20 protein-coding genes are annotated in these 23,582 nt (G+C 72.0%); 10 read left to right on the top strand and 10 right to left on the bottom strand.

The window, feature by feature from the left end; all coding sequences use genetic code 11:
• The first annotated feature begins 3 nt into the window (after positions 1 to 3).
• The 4 genes from AB0H64_RS26235 to AB0H64_RS26220 are packed head-to-tail and all read left to right on the top strand — an operon-like array spanning position 4 to position 4,323.
• On the top strand, positions 4 to 1,365 hold the full coding sequence (locus AB0H64_RS26235) for an extracellular solute-binding protein (protein ID WP_357629354.1): 1,362 nt from the start codon (positions 4 to 6) through the stop codon (positions 1,363 to 1,365).
• Entirely contained in the window at positions 1,362 to 2,273 is a 912-nt protein-coding gene (locus tag AB0H64_RS26230; RefSeq protein WP_357629352.1) for a sugar ABC transporter permease, read from the top strand. The genes AB0H64_RS26235 and AB0H64_RS26230 overlap by 4 nt, the downstream gene beginning before the upstream one ends.
• Positions 2,257 to 3,153 carry a carbohydrate ABC transporter permease gene (locus tag AB0H64_RS26225; protein WP_357629349.1) on the top strand — a complete coding sequence of 299 codons (897 nt, stop codon included), beginning with the start codon at positions 2,257 to 2,259 and terminating at the stop codon, positions 3,151 to 3,153. The genes AB0H64_RS26230 and AB0H64_RS26225 overlap by 17 nt, the downstream gene beginning before the upstream one ends.
• Positions 3,154 to 3,156: 3 nt before the next feature.
• The gene (locus AB0H64_RS26220) at positions 3,157 to 4,323 is read left to right on the top strand and encodes an ROK family transcriptional regulator (protein WP_357629346.1); all 1,167 of its coding nucleotides are present in this window, start codon (positions 3,157 to 3,159) and stop codon (positions 4,321 to 4,323) included.
• 16 nt (positions 4,324 to 4,339) lie between these two features.
• On the opposite strand, the gene AB0H64_RS26215 is transcribed toward AB0H64_RS26220, so the two are convergent.
• Positions 4,340 to 5,101 (bottom strand): helical backbone metal receptor, encoded by a 762-nt coding sequence (locus AB0H64_RS26215; RefSeq protein ID WP_357629343.1) that lies wholly within the window; start codon positions 5,099 to 5,101, stop codon positions 4,340 to 4,342.
• Between the two features lie 172 nt (positions 5,102 to 5,273).
• On the opposite strand from AB0H64_RS26215, the gene AB0H64_RS26210 reads away from it, so the two are divergent.
• On the top strand, positions 5,274 to 6,077 hold the full coding sequence (locus tag AB0H64_RS26210) for an SAM-dependent methyltransferase (RefSeq protein ID WP_357629340.1): 804 nt from the start codon (positions 5,274 to 5,276) through the stop codon (positions 6,075 to 6,077).
• Positions 6,078 to 6,132: 55 nt separating this feature from the next.
• Here the strand turns inward: AB0H64_RS26210 and tpx are convergent, their stop codons facing one another.
• Positions 6,133 to 6,633 carry a thiol peroxidase gene (tpx, locus tag AB0H64_RS26205; protein WP_357629337.1) on the bottom strand — a complete coding sequence of 167 codons (501 nt, stop codon included), beginning with the start codon at positions 6,631 to 6,633 and terminating at the stop codon, positions 6,133 to 6,135.
• Between the two features lie 99 nt (positions 6,634 to 6,732).
• Positions 6,733 to 9,957, bottom strand: coding sequence for a fused isobutyryl-CoA mutase/GTPase IcmF (icmF, locus tag AB0H64_RS26200; RefSeq protein WP_357629335.1), 3,225 nt, complete (start codon positions 9,955 to 9,957; stop codon positions 6,733 to 6,735).
• A gap of 86 nt (positions 9,958 to 10,043) precedes the next feature.
• Here icmF and AB0H64_RS26195 point away from each other — a divergent pair, with 86 nt between their 5' ends.
• Positions 10,044 to 11,096, top strand: coding sequence for a glucose 1-dehydrogenase (locus AB0H64_RS26195; protein ID WP_357629332.1), 1,053 nt, complete (start codon positions 10,044 to 10,046; stop codon positions 11,094 to 11,096).
• A 27-nt stretch (positions 11,097 to 11,123) separates the two neighbouring features.
• Here the strand turns inward: AB0H64_RS26195 and AB0H64_RS26190 are convergent, their stop codons facing one another.
• Together AB0H64_RS26190 and AB0H64_RS26185 are read right to left on the bottom strand one after the other, a co-directional pair.
• Positions 11,124 to 11,897, bottom strand: a complete 774-nt coding sequence (locus AB0H64_RS26190; RefSeq protein WP_357629382.1) for a CHAP domain-containing protein — start codon at positions 11,895 to 11,897, stop codon at positions 11,124 to 11,126.
• Positions 11,898 to 12,098: 201 nt separating this feature from the next.
• Positions 12,099 to 12,869 (bottom strand): PP2C family serine/threonine-protein phosphatase, encoded by a 771-nt coding sequence (locus tag AB0H64_RS26185; RefSeq protein ID WP_357629329.1) that lies wholly within the window; start codon positions 12,867 to 12,869, stop codon positions 12,099 to 12,101.
• A gap of 75 nt (positions 12,870 to 12,944) precedes the next feature.
• Between AB0H64_RS26185 and AB0H64_RS26180 the strand changes: the two genes are divergently transcribed.
• On the top strand, positions 12,945 to 14,942 hold the full coding sequence (locus tag AB0H64_RS26180) for an N-6 DNA methylase (protein WP_357629327.1): 1,998 nt from the start codon (positions 12,945 to 12,947) through the stop codon (positions 14,940 to 14,942).
• A gap of 146 nt (positions 14,943 to 15,088) precedes the next feature.
• Positions 15,089 to 15,979, top strand: a complete 891-nt coding sequence (locus AB0H64_RS26175; protein WP_357629324.1) for a serine/threonine-protein kinase — start codon at positions 15,089 to 15,091, stop codon at positions 15,977 to 15,979.
• Positions 15,980 to 15,998: 19 nt separating this feature from the next.
• Here AB0H64_RS26175 and AB0H64_RS26170 read toward each other — a convergent pair whose 3' ends face one another.
• Positions 15,999 to 16,706 carry a GntR family transcriptional regulator gene (locus AB0H64_RS26170; protein ID WP_357629322.1) on the bottom strand — a complete coding sequence of 236 codons (708 nt, stop codon included), beginning with the start codon at positions 16,704 to 16,706 and terminating at the stop codon, positions 15,999 to 16,001.
• Positions 16,707 to 16,817: 111 nt separating this feature from the next.
• On the opposite strand from AB0H64_RS26170, the gene AB0H64_RS26165 reads away from it, so the two are divergent.
• Positions 16,818 to 17,924, top strand: coding sequence for an RNA-guided endonuclease TnpB family protein (locus AB0H64_RS26165; RefSeq protein WP_357629319.1), 1,107 nt, complete (start codon positions 16,818 to 16,820; stop codon positions 17,922 to 17,924).
• 121 nt (positions 17,925 to 18,045) lie between these two features.
• Here the strand turns inward: AB0H64_RS26165 and AB0H64_RS26160 are convergent, their stop codons facing one another.
• Both AB0H64_RS26160 and AB0H64_RS26155 read right to left on the bottom strand, forming a co-directional pair.
• Positions 18,046 to 19,233, bottom strand: a complete 1,188-nt coding sequence (locus tag AB0H64_RS26160) for a CoA transferase (RefSeq protein WP_357629317.1) — start codon at positions 19,231 to 19,233, stop codon at positions 18,046 to 18,048.
• Complete coding sequence (locus AB0H64_RS26155) at positions 19,230 to 20,675, bottom strand: aldehyde dehydrogenase family protein (RefSeq protein WP_357629314.1); 1,446 nt, start codon at positions 20,673 to 20,675, stop codon at positions 19,230 to 19,232. The genes AB0H64_RS26160 and AB0H64_RS26155 overlap by 4 nt, the downstream gene beginning before the upstream one ends.
• Positions 20,676 to 20,740: 65 nt before the next feature.
• On the opposite strand from AB0H64_RS26155, the gene AB0H64_RS26150 reads away from it, so the two are divergent.
• Positions 20,741 to 21,901, top strand: coding sequence for an acyl-CoA dehydrogenase family protein (locus AB0H64_RS26150; protein WP_357629311.1), 1,161 nt, complete (start codon positions 20,741 to 20,743; stop codon positions 21,899 to 21,901).
• Positions 21,902 to 21,910: 9 nt separating this feature from the next.
• Here AB0H64_RS26150 and AB0H64_RS26145 read toward each other — a convergent pair whose 3' ends face one another.
• Both AB0H64_RS26145 and AB0H64_RS26140 read right to left on the bottom strand, forming a co-directional pair.
• Positions 21,911 to 22,972 carry a C45 family peptidase gene (locus tag AB0H64_RS26145; RefSeq protein ID WP_357629309.1) on the bottom strand — a complete coding sequence of 354 codons (1,062 nt, stop codon included), beginning with the start codon at positions 22,970 to 22,972 and terminating at the stop codon, positions 21,911 to 21,913.
• Complete coding sequence (locus AB0H64_RS26140; RefSeq protein ID WP_357629306.1) at positions 22,969 to 23,577, bottom strand: FMN-binding negative transcriptional regulator; 609 nt, start codon at positions 23,575 to 23,577, stop codon at positions 22,969 to 22,971. The genes AB0H64_RS26145 and AB0H64_RS26140 overlap by 4 nt, the downstream gene beginning before the upstream one ends.
• Between the last annotated feature and the right edge of the window lie 5 nt (positions 23,578 to 23,582).

Below are 23,582 nucleotides of genomic sequence, written 5' to 3'. Positions count from 1 at the left end.
GCCATGCCGAAAAGGACAACCGCCCTGCTCTGTGTCGCCCTGATGGCCACGGCCACGCTGGCCGCCTGCGGCGACGAGGAGAAGGCGAGCAACCAGATCACCGTCTGGACCGAGGAGAACCTGCCCGACCGGATGGCCGTGCAGCAGCGGATCGCCGCCGACTTCACCAAGAAGACCGGGATCAAGGTGAACCTGGTCGGAGTGGCCGAGGACCAGTTCAGCCAGATCGTCACCTCGGCGGCCGCCGCCGGCAAGCTGCCCGACGTCATCGGGGCCCTCCCCCTGTCGTCGGTGCGCGAGCTGGAGGCCAGCGACCTGCTCGACACCGAGACGCCGGCCAAGGTCGTCGACCAGCTGGGCCGTGGCACGTTCTCCCAGCGCGCCCTCGACCTCGACAGCTCCGGCGGCAAGCTGCTGGCGGTGCCCAGCGACGCCTGGGCCCAGCTCGTCCTGTACCGCAAGGACCTGTTCGACAAGGCCGGGCTGGCGCCGCCCGACACGTATGAGGCGCTGGAGGCGGCGGCGCGCAAGCTCAACACCGGCGGCGTCGCCGGCATCACGCTGGCCATCGCGCCCAAGGACTCCTTCACCGCGCAGAGCTTCGAGCACGTGGCCCTGGCCAACGGCTGCCGGCTCGTGGACGGCTCCGGCAACGTCACGCTCGACTCGCCGCAGTGCGTGAAGGCGTTCGGCTTCTACGCCGGCCTCGTCAGGAACTACTCGGTCAAGGGCAAGCAGGACGTCGACTCCACCCGCGCCACCTACTTCTCCGGCAAGGCCGCCATGGTCATCTGGTCGTCGTTCATCCTCGACGAGCTGGCGGGGCTGCGCAAGGACGCGTTGCCGAGCTGTGAGCAGTGCAAGAAGGACCCGGGCTGGCTGGCCGGGAACACCGGCGTGGTCACCGCGCTCAAGGGGCCCGACGGGAGCGCGCCCGCCCAGTACGGTGAGGTCGTCTCGTGGGTCGTCACCCGCGACGCGGCCAAGGACCCCGCCGCCAAGTTCGTCGCGTACGCGATGAACGAGGGCTACGAGCGGTGGATCGGGATGGCGCCGGAGGGCAAGTTCCCCACCCGCAAGACCTACGCCGCCGCCTGGAACAAGCTGCCCGCCGGCGTCGACACCAAGAAGCCGCTCGCCGACGTCTACCCGGCCTCCGTGCTCGACGCGCTGCGCGCCGGCCCCGACCACTTCGACCGCTGGGGCATCGCGCAGGGCCAGGGCAAGCTGGTGGGCGCCACGATGGGCGAGCTGCCGGTGCCGAAGGCGCTCAGCCAGGTCGCGGACGGCTCGCTGACGCCGCAGGCCGCCGCCGCCCAGGCCAAGAAGGACGTCGAGACCATCAAGCGCGGGATCCGCCAGTGAGCCCCACACTTCGGCAGCAGGAGGGCAGGGCGGGGCTGGCGCTGATCTCGCCCACCCTGGTCGTCACGGTCGTCGTGGTCGTGCTGCCGCTCCTGTGGGCGATCATGCTGGCCTTCCAGGACGTGCGGCTCATCAACATCCGGAGCAAGGGCCTGTTCGGCGGCTACACGCTGGAGAACTTCCGGTACGTGATCTCCGAGCCGGGCTTCTGGTCCGCGCTGGTCAACACGCTCGTCTACACCGTGGCCGGCACGGCCCTGTCCATCGCCGTCGGGCTGGTCGCCGCGCTGGCGCTGCGTGACCGGTTCAAGGGCCGCACGCTGGTGCGGGCCTCCATCCTCGTGCCGTACGTGGCTCCGGTCGTTGCCGTCGCGTTCCTGTGGGAGACGATGCTCAACCCCCAGTACGGCATCGTGAACACCTGGCTCAGCCAGCCGATCGCCTTCCTCAGCCAGGCCAAGGGCACCTTGCTGGGGGTGGAGGTGCCGGTGGCGCTGCTGACGGTCATCGCGTTCGAGGCGTGGCGGTACTTCCCGTTCGCGTTCCTGTTCATCCTGGCCCGGCTCCAGGCGCTGCCCGCCGACCTGGAGGAGGCGGCCGTGGTGGACGGGGCGACGCCTGCGCAGAGCTTCCGGCACGTGGTCCTGCCGCAGCTCGCGCGGGTCATCGCGCTGCTGGCCGTGCTGCGTTTCGTGTTCACCTTCACCAAGTTCGACGACGTGTACCTGCTCACCGGCGGCGGAGCCGGGACCGAGGTGGTCAGCGTGCGCGTCTACAACTTCCTGACCGCGCGCGACGACATCGGCGCCTCGGCCGCCCAGGCCATCGTGCTCGCCGTCGTGCTGGTCGTCTTCCTGGTCCTCTACCTCAAGTTCTTCGCGGGAGGCGAACGTGAGCGCGACGGCTGAGCGAACGAGCACGGGGCGGACGAGCGCCAGGCCGATCAGCAGGGACCGGGTGGAGCGGGCGGCGCTCCGCGTGCTCAAGCCGCTGGTGATCGCCGCGCTGGTCGCCGTCACCGCGTTCCCGTTCCTCTACATGGTCACGCTGTCGGTCCGCGACATCCAGGAGCTCATCCTCGACCCGGGCTCCCTCTGGCCCCGGAACCTCACGCTGGACACCTACGCGGACGTGCTGGGCCGGCAGGGGTTCCTGACCTTCATGCGCAACAGCGCGATCGTCGCCGTGGCCTCCGTGGTGGTCACGCTGCTGATCTCCATCCCCGGCGCGTACGCGGTGGCCCGGCTGCGCTTCTTCGGGCACCGGCAGGTCCATTTCCTGTTCCTGTCGGTCTACCTCTTCCCGGCGATCGTGCTGGCCATCCCGCTCTTCGTGCTGTTCACGATGATGGGGCTGCGCGGGTCGCTGCTCGGCCTCATCCTCGTCTACATCGCGCAGACCGTGCCGGTCACGGTATACATGCTCCGCAACTACTTCGAGACCGTGCCGCGTAGCGTGGAGGAGGCCGCGGCGATCGACGGCTGCTCGCGCCTGTCGACCATCTGGCGGGTGGTGCTGCCGCTGTCCAAGCCCGCGCTCATGGCGACCGGTCTGTACGTGTTCATGATCGCCTGGAACGAGTTCCTGTTCGCCCTGCTCTTCCTCGTCGAGAGGCGGGAGAGCTGGACGGTTTCCCTGGGACTGTCCCAGCTCGCGGGTAGCATCGAGATCCCGACCACGGTGCTCATGGCCGGATCCGTGATCCTCACGCTGCCCATCGTGATCGTGTTCTTCGCCGGCGAGCGCCTGCTGACCGAGGGCCTCACGGCAGGAGCGGAGAAGGGGTAGACCATGCTGACGGCGGGGCACATCCTCCAGCTCATCCGCGATGGCTCCTGCCGTACCCGCAAGGAACTCATCGAGTACACCGGTCTGTCCCGCTCCACGATCACCGACCGGGTGGACCGGCTGATCGAGGCCGGCTACATCCACGAGTCCGGCGTCGCGAGCTCCGGGGGCGGCCGGCCGCCCTCGGTGCTCGACCTGGACGCCGGCAAGCGCCTGGTGCTCGTGGCCGACCTCGGCGCCGGCCACGCCCATGTCGCGCTCACCGACCTCGCCGCCCGGCCGCTGGCCGAGGAGCACACCGAGATGCGCATCGACCGGGGGCCCGACGCCGTGCTGACGTGGGTGCGGCAGGCGTTCCAGGGGCTGCTCGACCGGACCGGCATGCCGCGCGAGCGGGTGTGCGGCATCGGCGTCGACCTGCCCGGCTCGGTGGACCACGGCACCGGCAGGCTGATCAGGTCGTTCCTCATGCCCGGCTGGGACGACCACCCCATCGGGGAGAGCCTCAGCGCGGCGTTCGGCGTGCCGGTGCTCGTGGAGAACGACGCCAACGCGATGGCGCTCGGCGAGTGGTGGTGCTCCTGGCGGAGCACCCGGGCGCTGCTCCTCGTCAAGGTCTCCACCGGCATCGGCACCGGCGTGGTGCTCGACGGCACCGTCTATCGGGGCGTCGAGGACGCCGCCGGCAACCTCGGTCACGTACGGCTGCGCGAGAGCGACGACCGGGTCTGCACGTGCGGCTCGCGCGGCTGCGTCGCCTCGCTGGCCAGCGGCCACGCCCTGGCCACCGATCTCGGCGTGGAGACCAGCCGCGACGTGGTGCGGCTGGTCCAGGCCGGCGACCCGGCCGCCATCGCCCGCGCCCAGGAGGCGGGCAGGACGCTCGGGATCCTGCTGGCGACCGCGGTCAGCCTGCTCAACCCGGGCGTCCTGGTGCTGGCCGGCGACATGGCCGAGACCGGGGAGCACTACCTGACCGGCATCCGGGAGAGCGTCTACCGGCGCAGCCTGCCGTACACCACGCGCAACCTGAAGATCGTGACCGGCTCGCTGGGGCGGCGGGCCGGGATCCTCGGCACGGCGGTGATCGTCATGGAGCACGTGCTGAGCCCGGAGGCCGTGGACGCCGCCCTCGCCGCCCCGTCCGGGCGCTCCAGGACCGGCGCCTGACGCCCTCCTCGGGGTGTCACGCCAGCGCGCCGGCGAGGCGGTCGCGGGCCGTCACGAGGGAGGGGCCGTACCAGGTGAGGTCGCGCCCGCTGACCAGCGCGCACCGCAGGCCGGGGAAGCAGTCGGGGCCGTCGCCGGCGCTGAAGGCGTACGGCTCGTCGGGCAGCACCACGAGGTCGGGCACCTGCGCGGCCAGCTCGGGCAGCGGCACCTTGGGATAGCGCTCGGGGTGATCCGCGTACAGGTTGTCCACGCCGAGCCGGCGCAGCACGTCGCCGGTGAACGTGTCGCGCCCCACCACCATCCACGGCCGTCGCCAGATCGGGATGACCGCCGTGCGCCGCGGCCCCCGCGCCGGCTCGCGCCACACCTCGCGGGCCTCCTCCAGCCAGGCGGGCGGCTCGGCGCGGCAGGCGTGCCGGAACATCCGCTCCAGCGAGACGAACGCCTGGTCCAGGGTCTCGATCCGGGTCACCCAGACGGCCACTCCCGTCTCGCGCAGGGCGTCGAGGTCCGGCTCCCGGTTCTCCTCGGCGTTGGCCAGGACGACGTCGGGGCGCAGGTCCCTGATCGCGTCGAGGTCGGGGTTCTTGGTGCCGCGCACGCGCGTGACGTCCAGGTCCGCGGGGTGCGAGCACCAGTCGGTGGCTCCGACGAGCGCGCCGGGAACGGTCGCCGCCACCGACTCGGTCAGGGACGGCACGAGCGACACGATCCTCGTCACGACCTCGGGCACCCGCACGGTCGTCCCGGTGTCGTCGTCCGCGTCCCGTTCCATGGTAAATGTCCCCTTACCTGGTCTCATACGATCTCTTCCCGGAGAGCCTGACCGAAAAAGAGTGAAATCAAGTGAATTTTGAGCCGAATGTGCGCAGCTTCTCCACAAGGGACATAACGAATCCGTAGAATCCCCCATAAAGATCGTTACGTCTTGATCGGGGGATCTCCGGTTGGAGCGAGAATCGCTGGGCTTCGATCCGAACACGCCCAACGTCGCCCGGCTCTACGACTACTACCTCGGGGGCAAGGACCACTTCCCGGCCGACCGTGAGGCCGCCGAGAAGATCCTGGCCGTCGCGCCCGAGGTACGCCTCGCCGCGCGGGCCAACCGGGCGTTCCTGGGGCGGGCCGTGCGGCATCTGGCCGCGACCGGGGTCACCCAGTTCCTCGACATCGGCACCGGGCTGCCGACGCAGGGGAACGTGCACGAGGTCGCCAGGGAGGTCGCGCCGGGGGCGCGCGTCGTCTACGTGGACCGTGATCCCGTCGTGCTCGTCCACGCCCGCGCGTTGCTGGCCGACGACGAGAACACCACCGTCGTCGAGGGCGACGCCCGCGATCCGGGCAGCATCCTGAAAAATCCGGATGTGTTGAAGTTGATTGACTTCAGCCGGCCGGTCGCGGTGCTGCTCGTCGCGGTCATGCATTTCGTGAGCGAGGATGACGGCCCCGAGCAGATCATCGGGACGCTGCGCGAGGCGATGGCCCCCGGCAGCTACCTGGTCATGTCGCACGGCACCAGCGACGCCCGGGCCGATGCCGTGGACAAGGGAGTCGAGGTCTACCGGAGCGCGACCTCTCCCCTGGTCCTGCGCAGCCGTGACCGCGTCAGGGAGCTGTTCGCCGGGTTCGACCTGGTCGAGCCGGGCATGGTGTGGCTCCCGCAGTGGCGGCCCGACGAGACCGACATGATCGACTTCGCCGACGACCCCCAGTCGTCCCTCATCGTGTGCGGGGTCGGCCGCAAGAGCTGAGGCCCGTACGGCCGGGGCGGCGACCGTCGCGCGACGCCCCGGCACGGACAGGCGCTTACTTCAGGGCGGCGAGAGCGGCGTCGTAGTCCGGCTCCTGGGTGATCTCCGGCACCAGCTCGGAGTGGACCACCCGGTTGTCGCCGTCGAGCACGACCACCGCGCGGGCGGCGAGCCCCGCCAGCGGACCGGACTCCTGCGCGACACCGTACTCGCCCAGGAACTCCCGCCCCCGCATGAGCGACAGCATGGTCACGCCGTCGAGCCCCTCGGCGCCGCAGAAGCGCTGCTGCGCGAACGGCAGGTCGGCCGACACGCACAGCACCACGGCCTCCGGGTGCTCGGCGGCGACCTGGTTGAAGCGGCGCACCGAGGCCGCGCAGACGCCGGTGTCGACGCTCGGGAAGATGTTGAGCACCTTCACCGAGGAGCCGAACGACGCGAGCGTGACGTCGCTGAGGTCCTTGCCCACCAGCGTGAACTCCGGCGCCGTGTCACCCGGCTTCGGGAACGTGCCCCCGACCGTGACCGGGTTGCCCTTGAACGTGATCTCGGACATGAGAAAACCTCCTGTTAGCTGTGGTCCCCGGTGGCGATCCTATCCGCGCGCGGATCGATCACCGTGCCGACGCCCGGGCGGACATTCAGGAGCGTGATCTCACACGTTGCGCCGGTACTGGCCGCCCGCCTCGAACAGGGCGTCGGTGATCTGGCCGAGCGAGCAGACCCGCGCGGCGTCCATCAGCACCTCGAACGCGTTGGCCTCCGACATGGCGGCCTCCCGCAGCCGGGCCAGCGCCGCGGGCGCCTCGGCCCGGTGCCGCTCGTGGAACGAGCTCAGCCGGTCGAGCTGCGACCGCTTCTCCTCCTCGGTGCCGCGGGCCAGCTCCAGCTTCCGCTCGTGCGGCTCGTCACCGCGCGGGTTGCGGAACGTGTTGACGCCGATGATCGGCAGCGAGCCGTCGTGCTTGCGCGTCTCGTACAGCATCGACTCGTCCTGGATGCGCCCGCGCTGGTAGCCCGTCTCCATCGCGCCCAGCACGCCGCCCCGGTCCGACAGCCGCTCGAACTCGCTCAGCACGGCCTCCTCCACCAGGTCCGTCAGCTCCTCGATGACGAACGAGCCCTGGAGCGGGTTCTCGTTGCGGGCCAGGCCCCACTCGCGGTTGATGATGAGCTGGATGGCCATGGCGCGGCGCACCGAGTCGGCCGACGGGGTGGTGACCGCCTCGTCGAAGGCGTTGGTGTGCAGGCTGTTGCAGTTGTCGTAGACGGCGATCAGCGCCTGGAGGGTGGTGCGGATGTCGTTGAAGTCCATCTCCTGGGCGTGCAGGGACCGGCCCGAGGTCTGGATGTGGTACTTCAGCTTCTGCGAGCGCTCCCCGGCGCCGTACCTCTCGCGCATCGCGACGGCCCAGACGCGCCGGGCCACCCGTCCGAGCACGCTGTACTCGGGGTCCATGCCGTTGGAGAAGAAGAACGACAGGTTCGGCGCGAAGTCGTCGACGTTCATGCCGCGCGCCAGGTACGCCTCGACGTAGGTGAAGCCGTTGGCCAGCGTGAACGCGAGCTGGCTGATCGGGTTGGCCCCGGCCTCCGCGATGTGGTAGCCGGAGATCGACACCGAGTAGAAGTTGCGCACGCCGTTGGCGATGAACCACTCCTGGATGTCGGCCATCATCCGCAGCGAGAACTCCGTGGAGAAGATGCAGGTGTTCTGCCCCTGGTCCTCCTTGAGGATGTCGGCCTGGACCGTGCCCCTGACGGTGGCGAGGGTGCGGGCGCGCAGGTCGCGCGCCTCCTCCTCCGACGGCTCCCGCCCCTGCTCGGCCCGGAACCGGTCGAGGGCCTGGTCGACGGCGGCGTTGAGGTAGAAGGCCAGGATGGTGGGCGCGGGGCCGTTGATGGTCATCGACACGGACGTGTTGGGCGCCGACAGGTCGAAGCCGTCGTAGAGCGCCTTCATGTCGTCGAGTGTCGCGATCGACACCCCCGAAGTACCGACTTTTCCGTAGATGTCGGGCCGAGGGGCGGGGTCGTTGCCGTACAGCGTCACCGAGTCGAACGCGGTAGACAGCCGCGTCGCGGGCTGGCCCTCCGAGAGCAGCTTGAAGCGCCGGTTGGTGCGGAACGGGTCGCCCTCGCCCGCGAACATCCGGGTGGGGTCCTCGTCGTCGCGCTTGAACGGGAACACCCCGGCGGTGAACGGGAAACGGCCCGGCAGGTTCTCCGAGCGCAGGAACCGGAGCAGGTCGCCGTGGTCGGTGTAGCGGGGCAGGGCCACCCGGGGGATGCGGCTGCCGGAGAGCGTCTCGCGCCACAGCGGGGTGTGGATCTCCCGGTCGCGGACGCGGACGACCAGCTCGTCGGCGGTGTACTGCTCGCGGGTGGCGGGCCAGGAGTCGAGCAGCGCCCGGCTCTCGTCGGTCAGCTCCCGCCCGGCCCGCGCCTCCAGCTCGGCCAGCCGCTCGTCCTCGCCCTCCAGCAGGGACCGCACGGCGGTGAGCTGCTGGCGTCGCCGGGCCACCTCCGCCTGGGCGAGCGTCTCGGCGTGGTACGCGCGGACGGTCTCGGCGATCTCGGCCAGGTAGCGGACGCGGGCGGGCGGGACGATCGCGGCGGAGGTCTCGGAGGTACGGCCGCGCACGGGCGCGAGCAGCCCCGGCCCGGCCGGCAGGCCCCGCTCCACGAGCAGGCCCTTGAGGTGGTGGTAGAGGGCCGTCACCCCGGCGTCGTTGTACCGGGCGGCGATCGTGCCGAACACCGGCATGTCGTCGGGCGAGACGCCGAACGCCTCCCGGTTGCGCACGAGCTGGCGGCGCACGTCGCGCAGGGCGTCCTCGGCCCCGCGCCGCTCGTACTTGTTGATCACCACGGCCTCGGCGAAGTCGAGCATGTCGATCTTCTCCAGCTGGGAGGCCGCGCCGAACTCGGGGGTCATGACGTAGATCGGCACGTCCACGTGCGGCACGATGCCGGCGTCGCCCTGGCCGATCCCGGGCGTCTCCACGATCACCAGGTCGTACCCGGCGGCGCGGCAGGCGGCGACCACGTCGTCCAGACAGGCGGGCACCTCGTTGGCGGCGCCCCGGGTGGCCAGCGAGCGGAAGTAGGTCTGCGGGCCGAGACTGTTCATGCGGATGCGGTCGCCGAGCAGCGCGCCGCCGCCGCGCCTGCGGGTGGGGTCGATGGCGACGATCGCGATGCGCAGCTTGTCGTCGTTGTCCACCCGCAGCCGCCGTACCAGCTCGTCGGTGAGCGAGGACTTGCCCGAGCCGCCGGTGCCGGTGATGCCGAGCACGGGCGCGCGCCGCCCCGCCGGCCCGTCGGCGCTCCCGGCCGTGCGCAGCCCGTCGAGCAGCTCGGCCGGCGCGCGGCCGGACTCGACCAGGGTGATCGCGCGGGCCAGCGCGGCCTGGTCGCCCGAGACCACGGCCTCCACCGAGGGCGGGTCGCCCAGCTCGACGTCGCACTCCTCGACCAGCTTGTTGATCATCCCGGGCAGGCCGTAACGCTGGCCGTCCTCGGGCGAGAAGATCCGGCTGACGCCCCGGGAGTGCAGCAGCTCGATCTCCTCCGGCACGATGACGCCGCCGCCTCCGCCGTACACCCTGACGTGTCCCGCGCCGCGCTCGCGCAGCAGCTCGACGAGGTAGGTGAAGAACTCGACGTGGCCGCCCTGGTAGGAGCTGATCGCGACGCCCTGGACGTCCTCCTGGATCGCGGCGGTGACGATGTCGTCCACCGACCGGTTGTGACCGAGGTGGACGACCTCGGCGCCCTGCGACTGGAGGATGCGCCGCATGATATTGATCGCGGCATCGTGGCCGTCGAACAGGGCGGCTGCCGTCACGAAGCGGACGGGATGGACCGGAACGTGCACGCCTGATCACTCCTCTTTGAGCGGCCTACTCCCAAGATACTAGGACGTCCTACTATTTCCTGTCGCCTACCGGGTACAGAAAGGACATGCGTGCGATCACCTTCCAGCCGGGGGCCCCGGGGACGCTCCGCGTCGAGGAGGTGCCCGACCCGGAGCCCGGTCCGGGCGAGCTGCTCGTCCAGGGGCTGGCACTGGGCATCTGCGGCACGGACCGGGAGCTGGCCTCCGGTGAGTACGGCTTCGAGCAGGACGACAAGAAGTCCATGATCCTCGGGCACGAGTCGCTCGGCCGGGTGATCGAGGCTCCCGAGGGGTCGGCCTTCTCCCCCGGCGACCTCGTCGTGGGCGTCGTGCGCCGGCCCGACCCGGTGCCGTGCCAGGCCTGCGCCAGGGGCGAGTTCGACATGTGCCGCAACGGCCGCTACACCGAGCGCGGCATCAAGGCGCTCGACGGCTACGGCAGCGAGCTCTGGACCGTGGAGGAGCACTACGCGGTCCGGCTGCGCCCTGGGCTGGAGAGCGTCGGGGTGCTCATGGAGCCCGCCTCGGTCCTGGCCAAGGCGTGGGAGCAGATCGAGGCCGTGGGCTCGCGGGCGTGGTTCGGGCCGCGTACGGCGCTCGTGGTCGGGGCGGGGCCGATCGGCCTGCTGGCCGCGCTGCTCGGCACCCAGCGGGGGCTGGAGGTCCACGTCATCGACCGCGTCACCGAGGGGATCAAGCCGGACCTGGTGCGCTCGCTCGGCGCCGTCTTCCACTCCGGGAGCACGCTGGAGCCGGTGCGCGAGCTGCGCCCGGACATCATCATCGAGGCCACGGGGGCGGGTCCGATGGTGCTCGACGCGATGGTGGCCAGCGGAGCCGCCGGTGTCGTCTGCCTGACCGGCGTGTCGGCGGCGGGCAAGGTGCTGGACGCGGACGTGGGGCGCATCAACCGGGAGATCGTGCTGGAGAACGACGTGGTGTTCGGCTCCGTCAACGCCAATCTGCGCCACTTCCGGGCCGCGGCGGACGCGCTGGCGGCGGCGGATCACGCCTGGCTGGAGCGGATGATCACCAGGCGGCTGCCGCTGGAGGAGGCGCCGGCGGCCGTCGAGAGCCACGGCGACGACGTGAAGCTGGTCATCGACCTCGCCGCCTGACCCCGGCCCCGCGGCCTCGCGTGGGCGTCAGGGTTTCGGCTCGTACGGGCGGCGACGCGACGGGGCGGCGCTTGCGCGCGCGGGACCTTCGGAGCCGTGGCCCGCGGCGACGGGGACCCGCTCACCGTCGTGGTCGTCCACGTCCAGCCAGGACGGGTCCGCCTCGGTCCAGTGCACGGTGGGGCGGGAGCCGGACGGCGCCTTCCAGGGCCAGGTGAAGCGGCGATGGGTGCCGCGGCGGCGTCCGGCGAAGCGTAAGGAGAGCACGATCGTGGTCAGCACCATGACGGCGAGCAGCGCGTGCGGCGTGCCCAGCACGTCGAACACCGACCCCTGCGGCTCCCGCGCCCCGGGCACCGGCGCGAGCGGATGCTCGGTGGCCCGGATCTCGCTCAGCGTGGCGTTGGCCTTGACCATGCGCGGCAGGCCGTAGCCGACGACCTTGTCGGTCTCGCGGACCTTGCGCTTGAGCCAGACGCGGTCGACGTTCGCCTCGATGGTGTGGATCTTGCCGCCGGAGACGCTCTCGACGATGCCGACGTGGTCGATGCCCTGGTAGCTCTTGCCGCCCTTCCAGTCGAAGAAGACCAGCGCTCCCGGCTCGGGCCGGGACGACCAGGCGCCCTGCTTGATGAACCAGGCCGCGTGGGACGGCGTCCAGGCGAACCGGCCGACGTAGTCCGCGATGCCGGCCCGGTCCGCCGCCCAGGCGATGAACATGTCACACCAGGGCGCGTCCCGGTACTGGGGGTCCTGGACGCGCTCGGCGTACCAGTGGCCGAACTTGGTGCTCTGGCCGATCTTCTCCCGGTAGCCGACTTCCGGACGGACTTGCCGCAGCAGAGCTTCCGCGATGGGGTCCAGTGCGACTCCTCCCAGAAAATCCGGCAGATCACGATGTACGGTAATCGCCGCGCGGCGAGCGCGGGCCGCCCACCGCGAAAGTGGCTAGCTCTGAGGAGAAAAAGCACTTCTGTGACTCAAGGGACGGATGTGGCCGGCCTAGGCGCCCGCGCCGACGCGGTAGACCTGCTCGTCGCCCGTGCCCGGCGCCACCACGTCGGCCACGATCACGGTCACGTTGTCGGGCGAGCCGCCCTCGTTGGCCAGGTCGATGAGGCGCTGCACGGCCATCGCCGGGTCGGGGTGCGTGGTCAGCACCTCGTGCAGCGTCTCCGGGCCCAGCACGGCCGTGAGCCCGTCGGAGCACAGCAGGTAGCGGTCGTCGGGCTCGGCCTCGCGCAGCGCCATGTCGGGCTCGGCCCGGCCCTCGCTGCCGAGGACCCGCAGCACCATGGAGCGACGGGGATGAACGGCGGCCTGATCCTCCGTTATCCGCCCTTCGTCCACCATCGACTGCACAAGTGTGTGATCCTTGGTCATCTGGTAAAGAGCACCATCGCGAAGCAGGTATCCGCGGGAGTCACCGAGATGAGCCAGGGCGAACCGGTAACCGTCCCAGAGCATGGCGGTCACCGTGGTTCCCATTCCCCTGCGCGCGGGGTCGATCTCCGCCAGCTCGACCAGCCGGCGCGCCGCCTCGTGCACGGCGCCCTCCAGGGCCGCCTCCAGGTCGGCGCCCGTCTCCGGAAGCGTGGCATCCAGCTCGCGCATGACGGCGATCGCCGCCGAGCTCGCGAGCTCACCGGCCGCGTGGCCGCCCATCCCGTCAGCCACCACGAGCAACCGGCCGCTCGCGTAGCCGGAATCCTCGTTCTGCTCCCTGCGGCGCCCCACATCTGATCCGGCGGCATAGCGGATGTTGTGCTTCATACCTAGCAGTAAATCATTGGTTGAAAGACTTCACAAGCAGATGCGCTGAAGACTCTTGTGAACTACTGTGGTCGCATGAGCCACGACCCGACCGTGAACGCCGGGGACATCGCCCGGCTCGCGGGGGTCGGGCGAGCCGCGGTGAGCAACTGGCGACGCCGCCACGACGACTTCCCCCGTCCCGTCGGAGGAACCGCGAATCAGCCATTGTTCTCGCTGCGGCAGGTGGAGGCGTGGCTGCGCCGCTATGGGAAGTCCTACCAGGTATCCCTCGGAGATCGTGTGTGGCAGCGCCTGAAAGCCGCCGGAGATCTACGCCTGGGTGAACTTGTCGCCGCCGCGGGCACGTTTCTTTCCACCGGCCTTTCCACGGGCCTGTCCGCCGACGGCGGCGGTGGCGAGCTGGAGCCCGAGCTGGCGGGCCTGCTGACCGAGCTGGCCGAGCGCGACGGCCCCCTCCGGGCGTACGAGTTCCTGTGCGAGCGCTACCTGGAGGCCCACTCACGGCAGCTCTCGGTGACCCGGGAGGACGTCGCCGCGCTGATGGTCCGCCTGGTGAGCACCGTCCCGGCGGACGCCCCCTCCGCGGCGGACGGCCGGCCCACGGCCTCCGTGACCTCCCCGATGGACGGCCGCCCGGCGACCTCCCTGATGGACGGCCGCCCTGCGACCTCCGTGACCTCTCTGATGGACGGCCGCTCCGTGACGGACGGCCGCTCCGTGACGGACGGCCGCTCCGTGACGGACGGCCGGCCCATGACGGACCCTACGCCGGGCACGATCCTGGACCCCGCGTGCGGCGTCGGCACGCTGCTGCTCGCGCCCGAGGCGGCCCGCGTGCTCGGGCAGGACCTCAGCGACACCTCCGCCCGCATCGCCGCCGCCCGGCTGCGGCTGCGCGGCGCCGAGGCCCGGGTCGTCGCGGGCGACGCCATCCGCCACGACGCCTTCGCCGGGGAGAAGGCCGACGCCGTCCTGTGCGACCCGCCGTTCAACGAGCGCGCCTGGGGCTACGAGGAGCTGACCGGCGACCCGCGCTGGGAGTACGGCCTGCCGCCGCGTGGGGAGCCGGAGCTGGCCTGGGTGCAGCACTGCCTGACCCACGTCAAGCCCGGCGGCCTGGTCGCGATCCTCATGCCGCCCGCCGCCGCGAGCCGCAAGGCGGGCCGCCGCATCCGGGCCAACCTGCTGCGGGCCGGCGCCCTGCGCGCCGTCGTCGCGCTGCCCGGCTCCGACCTGTGGCTGCTGCGCCGGCCGCGCGCGGGCGAGCGCCCGCCGTCCGACGTGCTCATTCTCGACGCGACGGCCGACCTGTCCGCCGTCGAGCCGGCCTGGCGCGACTACCTCGACGACCGCTCCGACCGTACGGTGCGCATCATCGACCTGCTGGCCGACGAGGTGGACATGACGCCGGCCCGTCACCAGCGCCGCGACGACGTCGGGCGGGCCTTCACCGAGGCGCGCGACCGCTTCCTGGCCGCCTCCACGACCCCGCCCGACCTGAAGGTGCTGGACCAGCCGCTCGACCAGCCCACCACCACCGTCGGCGACCTCATCAAGGAGGGCCTCGTGACGGTGCTCCAGGCGCCGCCCAAGATGGCCGCCGACGGCGGCGACCTGGCGGTGCTCACGGCCGACGACGTGGCCGGCGGCACGCCGCCCTCCGGCCGCGCGGCCGCGCAGCAGGGCCTGGTGCAGGTGCGCCCCGGCGACGTGGTGGCGTCCTACTCCAGCGTCCGGGTCATGACCGAGGGCGGGTGCGTGCTCGGGCCGCACCTCACGCTCTACCGGGTGGACCAGCGCCGCCTCGACCCCGACTTCCTGGCCGGCTTCCTGCGGGCCGCCGGGGGCCGCGCGACGACCGGCTCCAGCCGCTTCGACGTGCGCCGCACCCGGCTGCCGCGCCTGTCGCTGGAGGAGCAGAGCGCGTACGGCGCGGCGTTCCGGCAGCTCGCGGTGCTGGAGGACGCGCTGCGCGAGACCTCGGCGCTGGGCCAGACGCTCATCCGGCTGGGCCTCGACGGGCTGGCCGACGGTCACCTGCACCCGCCTGCTCACGGCCTCACTCCGTGAAACCCTCCTCACGGCCGCACTCCGTGCGGGGGCTCGGTCGCTCATCCTCGCGGGTCCAGGCAACGGCGCTCCCTCGCGGGTCCGGGCGACGGCGCGCCGTCGCTTGACGGTGTAGTTTCTTGCGGAAAGGCGGTATGGGGGGGCGAATGGTCATCGGCGACCGCTATGTGCTCGGTGATTTCCCCCTCGGGCAGGGCGGCATGGGGGCCGTCTACGCGGGCCACGACCGCCATCTCGACCGCCGGGTCGCGGTGAAGCTGCTGCGGCTGCCGAGCGGGCCGGACGGCGAGCTGGAGCGCCGTTTCATCCGGGAGGCCCGCATCCTGGCCCGGCTGGAGCACCCGGGCGCGCCGGTGCTCTACGACTTCGGCACCCACGAGCAGCGGCTGTTCCAGGTGATGCAGTTCATCGAGGGCGTCACGGTGGCCGACGTGGTCAGCGAGCACGGGCCGCTGCCGGTGCCGTGGGCCGCCGCGATCGCCGCGCAGGCGTGTGCGGTGCTGTCGGCCGCGCACGCCCTGTCGATCTGCCATCGCGACCTCAAGCCGACCAACCTCATGCTGTGCCCCGACGGCAGCGTGAAGGTGCTCGACTTCGGCCTGGCCATGCTGCGCGACGCCGACGTCACGACGTTCACCCGGATCGGGCAGATCCTCGGCACACCCGCCTACATGGCGCCCGAGCAGATCCAGCGGGGCGTGGCCGAGCCGCGCAGCGACCTGTACGCGCTGGGCTGCGTCATGCACGAGATGCTGACCGGCCGGCAGCTCTTCACGGGGCCGACGGACTACGTGGTGTTCGAGAAGCAGGTCAAGGAGCGGCCCCCGGCCATCCCGGGCCTGCCCGCGGGGCTCGGCGGGCTGCTGGCCGAGCTGCTGGAGAAGCGGCCCGACGACCGGCCGGCGGGGGCGGACGAGCTGTACGAGCGGCTGGAGCCGTACGCGGTGGGGCTGCCCATGCTGCCCGGCTTCCTGGCCAAGTCGCCGAGCCCGGGCCGCATGTACGCGCGGATGGTCGGCCGCGTGCTCACCGCCTGAGGCTCCTCACCCAGCAGTTTCAGGAGGCGGGGGCGGCCGGGAGGACGGTCTCGATGGCGGCCACGGCGTGGGCGCGGTGCTCGGCCAGGGCTCGCACCGCCCCTTCGGCGTCGCGCCGGCGCAGCAGGGCGAGCGCGGCCCGGTGCTCCTCCACGACCCTCTCCCTGTTGGCCGGATCGCCGTAGTAGACCGAGCGGTAGGCGTCGGTGGAGTCCCACAGCGTCCTGATCAGCCGGACCATGCGCGGCAGCCCGGCCGCCTCGAAGATCGTCATGTGGAAGCGGCGGTTGGCCTCGGCCATCGCCAGCACGTCGCCCGCCGCGGCGGCCTCCTCAACCTCGGCCTGCGCCCGCTCGGCGGACCCGAGGGCGTCGTCGGTGAGCCGCCCGACCGCGCGGCGCACCGCCTCGGCCTCCAGGATCTCCCGGATCAGGTAGACCTCGCGCAGGTCGTCCAGCGACAGCCGCTCCACGAAGTAGCCCCGGTGGGCCTGGTAGCTGACCAGGCCCTCGCCCTGGAGCGTCTTGAGCGCCTCACGCAGCGGGACGCGGCTCACGTCGAGCTCCTCGGCCAGCGCCTCCTGGCGGATCGGGTCGCCCGGGCGCAGGCGGCCGGTGGTGATGGCGCGCCGCAGCTCGGCGAGGACGAACTGCTGCGCCGTCGGCGGCCTGCGCCGCCCCCCGACCTCGGCCGCGACGCCCCTTGCCGGCCCTTCTGGCGTGGTCATCACTTCTCCTTGAGCGTGCACGCTCCCCGCTTCCGAGCTTGGGGGGAAGCGCACACATCGGGATCGAACGAACGAGCGAACACCGACCTTGGTTACGCTAAGGTGTGCAGCGTGGCACACAGCGTGAAGCGGGCCTACAAGTACCGCCTCTACCCCACACCCCAGCAGGCCGAGAAGCTCACCCGCACCTTCGGATGCGTGCGCCTGGTGTACAACAAGGCCTTGGAGGAGCGTACCCGCGCCTACCGGTCCGAGGGCCGCCGTGTCTCCTGCGCCGAGTCCTCGGCGATGTTGACCGCGTGGAAGCGCACCGACGACCTCGGCTTCTTGAACAAGGTGTCCTGTGTGCCGTTACAGCAGGCATTGAGGCACCTTCAGGCGGCATTCGCGAATTTCTTCGCCAAGCGCGCACGATATCCCACCTTCAAGTCGCGTAAACGATCGCGGGCGGCAGCCGAGTACACCAGAAGCGCTTTCCGCTGGAAGGAGGGCACGCTCACGCTGGCCAAGATGACCGAACCGCTTCCGATCGTCTGGTCGCGTCCCCTGCCCGAAGGGGCGCAGCCGTCCACGGTGACGGTATCGCGAGACGCGGCCGGCCGTTGGTTCGTGTCGCTTCTGGTCGAGGAGCGAATCCCTCCGCTCGAACCCTTGCGGACCCGGGTCGGGGTCGACCTGGGGATCATCACTTTGGCGACGTTGTCCACCGGGGAGAAGATCGCGAATCCCCGACACGAACAGGCCGACCGGCGCAGGCTTACGCGGGCAGGGCGGGCGCTGGCGCGCAAGGTCCCCGGGAGCGCCAACCGGGCCAAGGCCAGGCTGAACGTGGCGCGAGCATACGCCCGCATCGCAGATCGACGTCGCGATTTCCTGCACAAGCTGTCCACCCGGCTGGTTCGCGAGAATCAAGTGATCGCCGTGGAGGACCTGGCCTTGCGCAACATGGTGAGGAACCACCCACTGGCTCGGGCGATCTCCGATGCCGCTTGGCGACAGCTGCGGGAGATGCTGGAGTACAAGTCGCGTTGGTACGGCCGGCGGCTGGTGACAGCAGCGCGGTGGTTCGCCTCCTCCCGGCTGTGCGGCCGTTGCGGTGTCCGGAACGGGGCGCTGACACTGTCGACGCGGGAGTGGACCTGTGTCTGCGGCGCGGTGCATGACCGTGACGTGAACGCCGCCCGTAACATCCTGGCCGCCGGGCTGGCGGACAGGTGAAACGCCTGTGGAGCCGGCGTAAGACCTCAAAGGGGAAATCCTTCTCCGGGGGCGGTCGGCCGTGAAGCAGGAAACCCGACTCGTGAGGGTCGGACTCCTCCCAGCACAGGGACGGAGGAAGTCAATCGCCCAATATCTCACGAACCCACTGATCGTCCTGTCCGAGCGACGGGGGTGCGAGGCGGTACTCCGGGGGTGTGCGGCCGAGCCCGATGGGGTTGGCCACCTGGGCGGCCGGGCCCTCGCCGACGATCGGGCGCAGGCCCAGGCCGGTGGCGAGCTCGAAGGCGCCGGCCACGGTGTTGATCGGCCCGCACGGCACACCGGCGGCGGTCAGGTCGGCGAACCACGCGCCGGCCGTGCGCGCGGCGAGAGCCCGGGTGAGCTCCGCGCACAGCTCCTCCCGGTGGGCGACCCGGCCGGAGTTCGCCGCGAACCGCGCGTCCGCCGCGAGGTCGGCGCGCCCCAGGACCTCGCACAGCGCGCGGAACTGGCGGTCGTTTCCGGCCGCGATGACGATCGGCCGGTCGGCGGCCTGGAACACCTCGTACGGGACGATGCTGGGATGCCGGTTGCCCATGGCGGTGGGCACCACGCCGGCGGCGGCGTAGCCGGAGGCCAGGTTGGTCATGGCCGACAGCAGCGACGACAGCAGCGAGACCGTGACCCGCTGCCCCTCGCCGGTGGCGTCGCGGTGGCGCAGGGCGGCCAGCACGCCGACCGTCGCGTGCAGCCCGGTGATCACGTCCACGAGGGCCACTCCGGCCTTGGTGCCCGGCCCGCCGGGCTCGCCGGTGACGCTCATCAGCCCGCCGACGGCCTGCGCGATCAGGTCGTAGCCGGGCAGCTTCGCGCCCTCGCCCTCCCCGAACCCGGTGATGGAGCAGTAGACCAGCCCGGGGTTGAGCTCGCGCAGCGCGTCGTGGCCGAGGCCGAGACGGTCCATGGTGCCCGGTCGGAAGTTCTCCACGAGCACGTCGGCGCGGGCGGCCAGGGCGCGGGCCACCTCGGCGTCGGCCGGGTCGCGCAGGTCGAGGGCGATGGAGCGCTTGTTGCGGTTGACGGCCAGGAAGTACGTGGCCTCCCCTCCGGTGGCCTCCCCTCCGGTGGCCTCTCCCCCGGTGGCCTCTCCCCCGGTGGGCTCTTCCCCGGCGTAGGGCGGCCCCCACGAGCGGGTGTCGTCGCCGACGCCGGGCCGTTCCACCTTGACGACGTCGGCCCCGAGGTCGGCCAGCAGCATGGTCGCGTACGGACCGGCGAGCACCCGGCTGAAGTCGGCCACCAGCAGGCCGGACAGCGCGCCGCTCACGCCGGCGCCCCGAGGTAGACGGTCACGGTCTGGGTGAAGAACTCGCGGGCGGCCCGCCCCTGCTCCCTCGGCCCGAACCCGCTGAGCTTGCTCCCCCCGAACGGCACCCACGGGAAGGTGCCCGCGGACTCGGAGTTGACGTGCAGGACGCCGACGTCGAGGTCGTCCACGGCCCGCAGCGCGGCGCCGAGGTCCCGGGTGAAGATCGCCGCCGACAGGCCGTGCTCGCTCCGGTTGGCCAGCCGCAGCGCCTCCTCGGGGCCGGACGCGCGCACCGCGCCGACGACGGGCCCGAACAACTCGGTGCTCCACACGTCCAGGTGGGTGCCGGGCAGGGCCAGCACGGTGGGCGGGGTGAACCAGCCCTCCGCAAGCTCGCCCTCCGTGTACGGCCGCCCGCCCGCCAGTGGCTCGGCCCCCTCCTTGACGGCCCGGAGCACGCCCGCCGCCACCCGCTCCCGCGCCGGGGCGCTGACCAGCGGCCCCATGTCCACGCCCGTCGCGAGGGGGTCGCCGACGACCAGCTCCCCCGCCCGGGCGGCCACCTTGCGCAGCAGCTCGCCGGCGACCGCCTCCTCGACCACGAGCCGGGAGGTGGCGGTGCACTTCTGCCCGGTGGACCGGAACGCCCCGAGGCACACCTGCTCGGCGGCGTGGTCGAGGTCGGCGTCGGCGAGCACGACCGCGGCGTTCTTGCCGCCCATCTCGGTCTGCACGGGCTTGGCCAGCTCGCCGCAGCGGGCGATGACGGCGCGGCCGACCTCGGTGCTGCCGGTGAAGGAGACCACGGTGACGCCGGGGTGGTCGATGATCGCCGCGCCGGCGTCGGCCTCGCCGTACACGAGGTTGAGGACGCCGTCGGGCAGGCCGGCCTCCACGAGCGCGCCGGCCAGGCGCATGGCGAGCAGCGGCACCAGCGAGGACGGTTTCCACACGACCGTGTTGCCGTAGGTGAGGGCGGGCCCGAGCTTCCACGCGGGGATGGCGATCGGGAAGTTGAAGGGGGTGATCAGGCCGGCGACGCCCACGGGCCTGCGCATGACGAGGAGGTTCTCGCCGGGGCGCGGGGAGGCGTAGATCTCGCCGCTCTCGCGGTCGGCCTCGGCGGCGTAGTAGCGCAGGATGCGCGCCGCGCCGCGTACCTCGGCGACGCCCTCGGGGAGGGTCTTGCCCTCCTCGCGGCTCAGCTCGCGGCCCCACTCCTCGGCGGACGCGTCGACGAGGGCGGCGGCTCGGGTGAGGACGGCCGCGCGCTCGTGGTGGGGGGTGGCCCGCCAGGCGGGCGCGGCGGCGCGGGCGGCGTGGACGGCCCGCTCGACCTCCTCGGAGGAGGCGGCGCGCCCGCGGGCGACGATCTCGCCGGGGCGGGCGGGGTTGGCGTCGGCGAACTCGGCGCCGGATCCCTCGATCCAGCGGCCGTTCACGAGGTTCAGCAGCTCCATGGTCAAATCACCCTATCCGTGCCATATTGGATATTCAATATTGGATCCAAAATACGGGAGCGCTCATGCACCCCTCGGCTCTCTTCGCCCTGGACGGCCTCCTCACCGACGAGGAGCGCGACATCCGCCGGACGGTCCGGCAGGTCTGCGACAAGGAGATCCGGCCGCACGTCGCCGGCTGGTTCGAGTCGGGCGAGCTGCCCGCGCGCGAGCTGGCCCGCACGCTCGGCTCGGTCGGCGTCCTCGGAATGCACCTCGACGGGTACGGCTGCGCCGGCCTCGGCGCCGTCGCCTACGGCCTGGCCTGCCTGGAGCTGGAGGCCGCCGACTCCGGCCTGCGCAGCCTGGTCTCGGTGCAGGGCTCGCTGGCCATGTACGCGATCTGGAAGTACGGCAGCGAGGAGCAGAAGCAGGAGTGGCTGCCCGCCATGGCGGCCGGGGAGCGCATCGGCTGCTTCGGCCTGACCGAGCCCGACTTCGGCTCCGACCCGGGGGGCATGCGGACGACCGCCCGGCGCGACGGCTCCGACTGGGTGCTGAACGGCACGAAGATGTGGATCACCAACGGCTCGGTCGCCGACGTCGCGGTCGTCTGGGCACGCACGGACGACGGCATCCGCGGCTTCCTCGTCCCCGCGGGCACGCCGGGCTTCGCCGCGCACGACCTCAAGCACAAGATCTCGCTGCGGGCCAGCGTGACGAGCGAGCTGGTGCTCGACGGCGTGCGGCTGCCCGCCGGGGCGATGCTGCCCGGCGCCCGCGGCCTGTCCGGGCCGCTGGGCTGCCTGAACGAGGCCCGGTTCGGCATCGTCTTCGGCGCGATGGGCGCCGCGCTCGACTGTCTGGAGACGGCTCTCGCCTACGCCGCCGAGCGCGAGATCTTCGCCAGGCCCCTCGCCTCCTTCCAGCTCACCCAGGCCAAGCTCGCCGACATGGCGCTGGAGCTGGGCAAGGGCCTGCTGCTGGCGACGCACCTGGGGCGGCTGAAGGAGCGGGGCGAGCTCACCCCCGAGCAGGTGAGCGCCGGCAAGCTCAACAACGTGCGCGAGGCCATCGACATCGCCAGGACGTGCCGCACGCTGCTCGGCGCGAGCGGCGTCACGCTGGAGTACCCGGTGATCAGGCACGCGGTGAACCTGGAGTCCGTGCTGACCTACGAGGGCACCTCGGAGATCCACACGCTGGTCGTCGGCCGGGCGCTCACCGGCCTGCCCGCCTTCCACTAGCTTCCCGGGTCAGAACGTCTGCCAGGTCGTCCCGGCGACCTGGCAGAGCCGCCCGCGGTGCACGCGCATCGCGCCCGCGGGCAGGTCGAGGCTGATCACCGCGAGCGTCTCCCAGCGCTGGTCGAAGGGCAGGTCCGGGTCCGGGTGGGCGCACACGGGAGCCACCGGCGCGTGGCAGGTCATCGCCGCCGCCCGCGCGGTGGGGTCGGGGTCGCCCAGCTCGCCGGCCCGCGCCTCCAGGTGGCGCAGCCGGGCGTACGTGCCGGGCCGCTCGGTGCCGAGGCCCTCGCCGCGCGCCAGCTCCGGGTCCAGGAAGTGATTGGTGTGCAGCAGGACGCCGCCGGCGCCGGGCCCGACCACCCCCACGCCGTCCGGGCAGATCTCCAGCGCCCGGACCCCGTCCAGGGTGACGACGGTGATGACGGTGGACGCCGACGTCCGCGCCGACCGGGCGATCCGCGTCGCGTCGTCGAGCGAGGCGGCCTCGTCCAGGATCCGACGGGCGACCAGGTGGACGGGCACGCCCACGTCCGCGTGCTCGGAGGTGTGGCGCAGGATGTTGAAGTGGACGCCGAGTCCCGCGCTGTTGACACCGATCTTGCCCAGGACCCCGGCCTCGGTGAACGTGCGCACCCGGTGCCCGGGGCGCGGCTCGAAGGCCCACAGCAGCGGCGCGTCGCGCAGGTGGTCGTGCCAGTCCCAGGTCTGCACGGTGCGCGGCGGCCGGCCGCCGCCCAGCACGACGGCGGTCGAGCACTCCCCCTCGCCGCCGGCGCGCAGGGCCGCCAGGATCTCGGTGCGGGCATTGACGGCCGCCACCTGCCACGGCTCCAGGCCGGAGCCCGCCGCGATGCCGCCGATCTCCTCGGCCAGGGCCGGCGCCCAGGCGGCCGTGCTCGCCAGCGCCCGCTCGCCGAGCTCCCGGACCCGCCCGGGACCGGCGCCGCTCGCCTCGAACAGGCTCAGGTAGCCGTCGTGGTTGGCGCGCACGGCGGCGCCCCACCGGGCGCCGAACTCCCGGCCGCGCCCGGCCGGGTCGAGGATCGAGGACGTGAACGCGGGGAACCTCATCGCGGGTCCACCCGGTCCATGAGCGCGGCGAGGGCCGGGTCCGCGTCGCGGTGGACCCTCCCGCGCCGCTCGTCGTCGATGTCCTGGCCCAGCTTGAACATGCTCCGCTCCTCCCTCACCCGTACCCGGAAGGCGACCACGCCCGACACGATCCGGGCGAACACCTCGCGGGAGGCCGGGCTGGGCCGCCACGACGGCGTCCGCGCCGACTCCAGCACCTCCACGGTCCGCTCCACGACCTCCAGCGGGTCGGGATGGACCTCGATCCGGCCGGTGAGGTGGACGGCCGCGTAGTTCCACGTCGGCACCGACGGGTCCACCGCGTAGCTGGTCGGCGACACGTACCCGTGCGGCCCCGAGAAGACCACCAGCACCTCCGGGGAGGAGTCCCACGCGCGCCACTGCGGGTTGGCCCGCGCCAGGTGGCCGATCAGCGTGGCGCCCTCGAACGCCGGGTCACCGCCGCTCTCCACGAGGACGGGCGCGTGCGTGGCGACGGGCGCGCCGCCGGCGCCGGCGCTGATCACGAGCGCGAACGGGTTCGCACGGACGAGCCGGGCGGCGTGCGCGGGATCGTCCGGCGCGTAACGGGGGAAGACGTGCATCCGGT

It is taken from the genome of Nonomuraea sp. NPDC050733 (assembly GCF_040654215.1).
Taxonomy (GTDB): Bacteria; Actinomycetota; Actinomycetes; order Streptosporangiales; family Streptosporangiaceae; genus Nonomuraea.
This window is presented reverse-complemented; position numbering and strand designations above follow the sequence as displayed.

Bases quoted from the DNA above. Each gene is read 5' to 3' on its own strand.
- AB0H64_RS26235 (WP_357629354.1), top strand. From the start codon at position 4: ATGCCGAAAAGGACAACCGCCCTGCTCTGTGTCGCCCTGATGGCCACG.
- AB0H64_RS26220 (WP_357629346.1), top strand. From the start codon at position 3,157: ATGCTGACGGCGGGGCACATCCTCCAGCTCATCCGCGATGGCTCCTGC.
- AB0H64_RS26215 (WP_357629343.1), bottom strand. From the start codon at position 5,101: ATGGAACGGGACGCGGACGACGACACCGGGACGACCGTGCGGGTGCCC.
- tpx (WP_357629337.1), bottom strand. From the start codon at position 6,633: ATGTCCGAGATCACGTTCAAGGGCAACCCGGTCACGGTCGGGGGCACG.
- AB0H64_RS26195 (WP_357629332.1), top strand. From the start codon at position 10,044: ATGCGTGCGATCACCTTCCAGCCGGGGGCCCCGGGGACGCTCCGCGTC.
- AB0H64_RS26185 (WP_357629329.1), bottom strand. From the start codon at position 12,869: ATGAAGCACAACATCCGCTATGCCGCCGGATCAGATGTGGGGCGCCGC.
- AB0H64_RS26180 (WP_357629327.1), top strand. From the start codon at position 12,945: ATGAGCCACGACCCGACCGTGAACGCCGGGGACATCGCCCGGCTCGCG.
- AB0H64_RS26175 (WP_357629324.1), top strand. From the start codon at position 15,089: ATGGTCATCGGCGACCGCTATGTGCTCGGTGATTTCCCCCTCGGGCAG.
- AB0H64_RS26170 (WP_357629322.1), bottom strand. From the start codon at position 16,706: ATGACCACGCCAGAAGGGCCGGCAAGGGGCGTCGCGGCCGAGGTCGGG.
- AB0H64_RS26155 (WP_357629314.1), bottom strand. From the start codon at position 20,675: ATGGAGCTGCTGAACCTCGTGAACGGCCGCTGGATCGAGGGATCCGGC.
- AB0H64_RS26150 (WP_357629311.1), top strand. From the start codon at position 20,741: ATGCACCCCTCGGCTCTCTTCGCCCTGGACGGCCTCCTCACCGACGAG.
- AB0H64_RS26145 (WP_357629309.1), bottom strand. From the start codon at position 22,972: ATGAGGTTCCCCGCGTTCACGTCCTCGATCCTCGACCCGGCCGGGCGC.
- AB0H64_RS26140 (WP_357629306.1), bottom strand. From the start codon at position 23,577: ATGCACGTCTTCCCCCGTTACGCGCCGGACGATCCCGCGCACGCCGCC.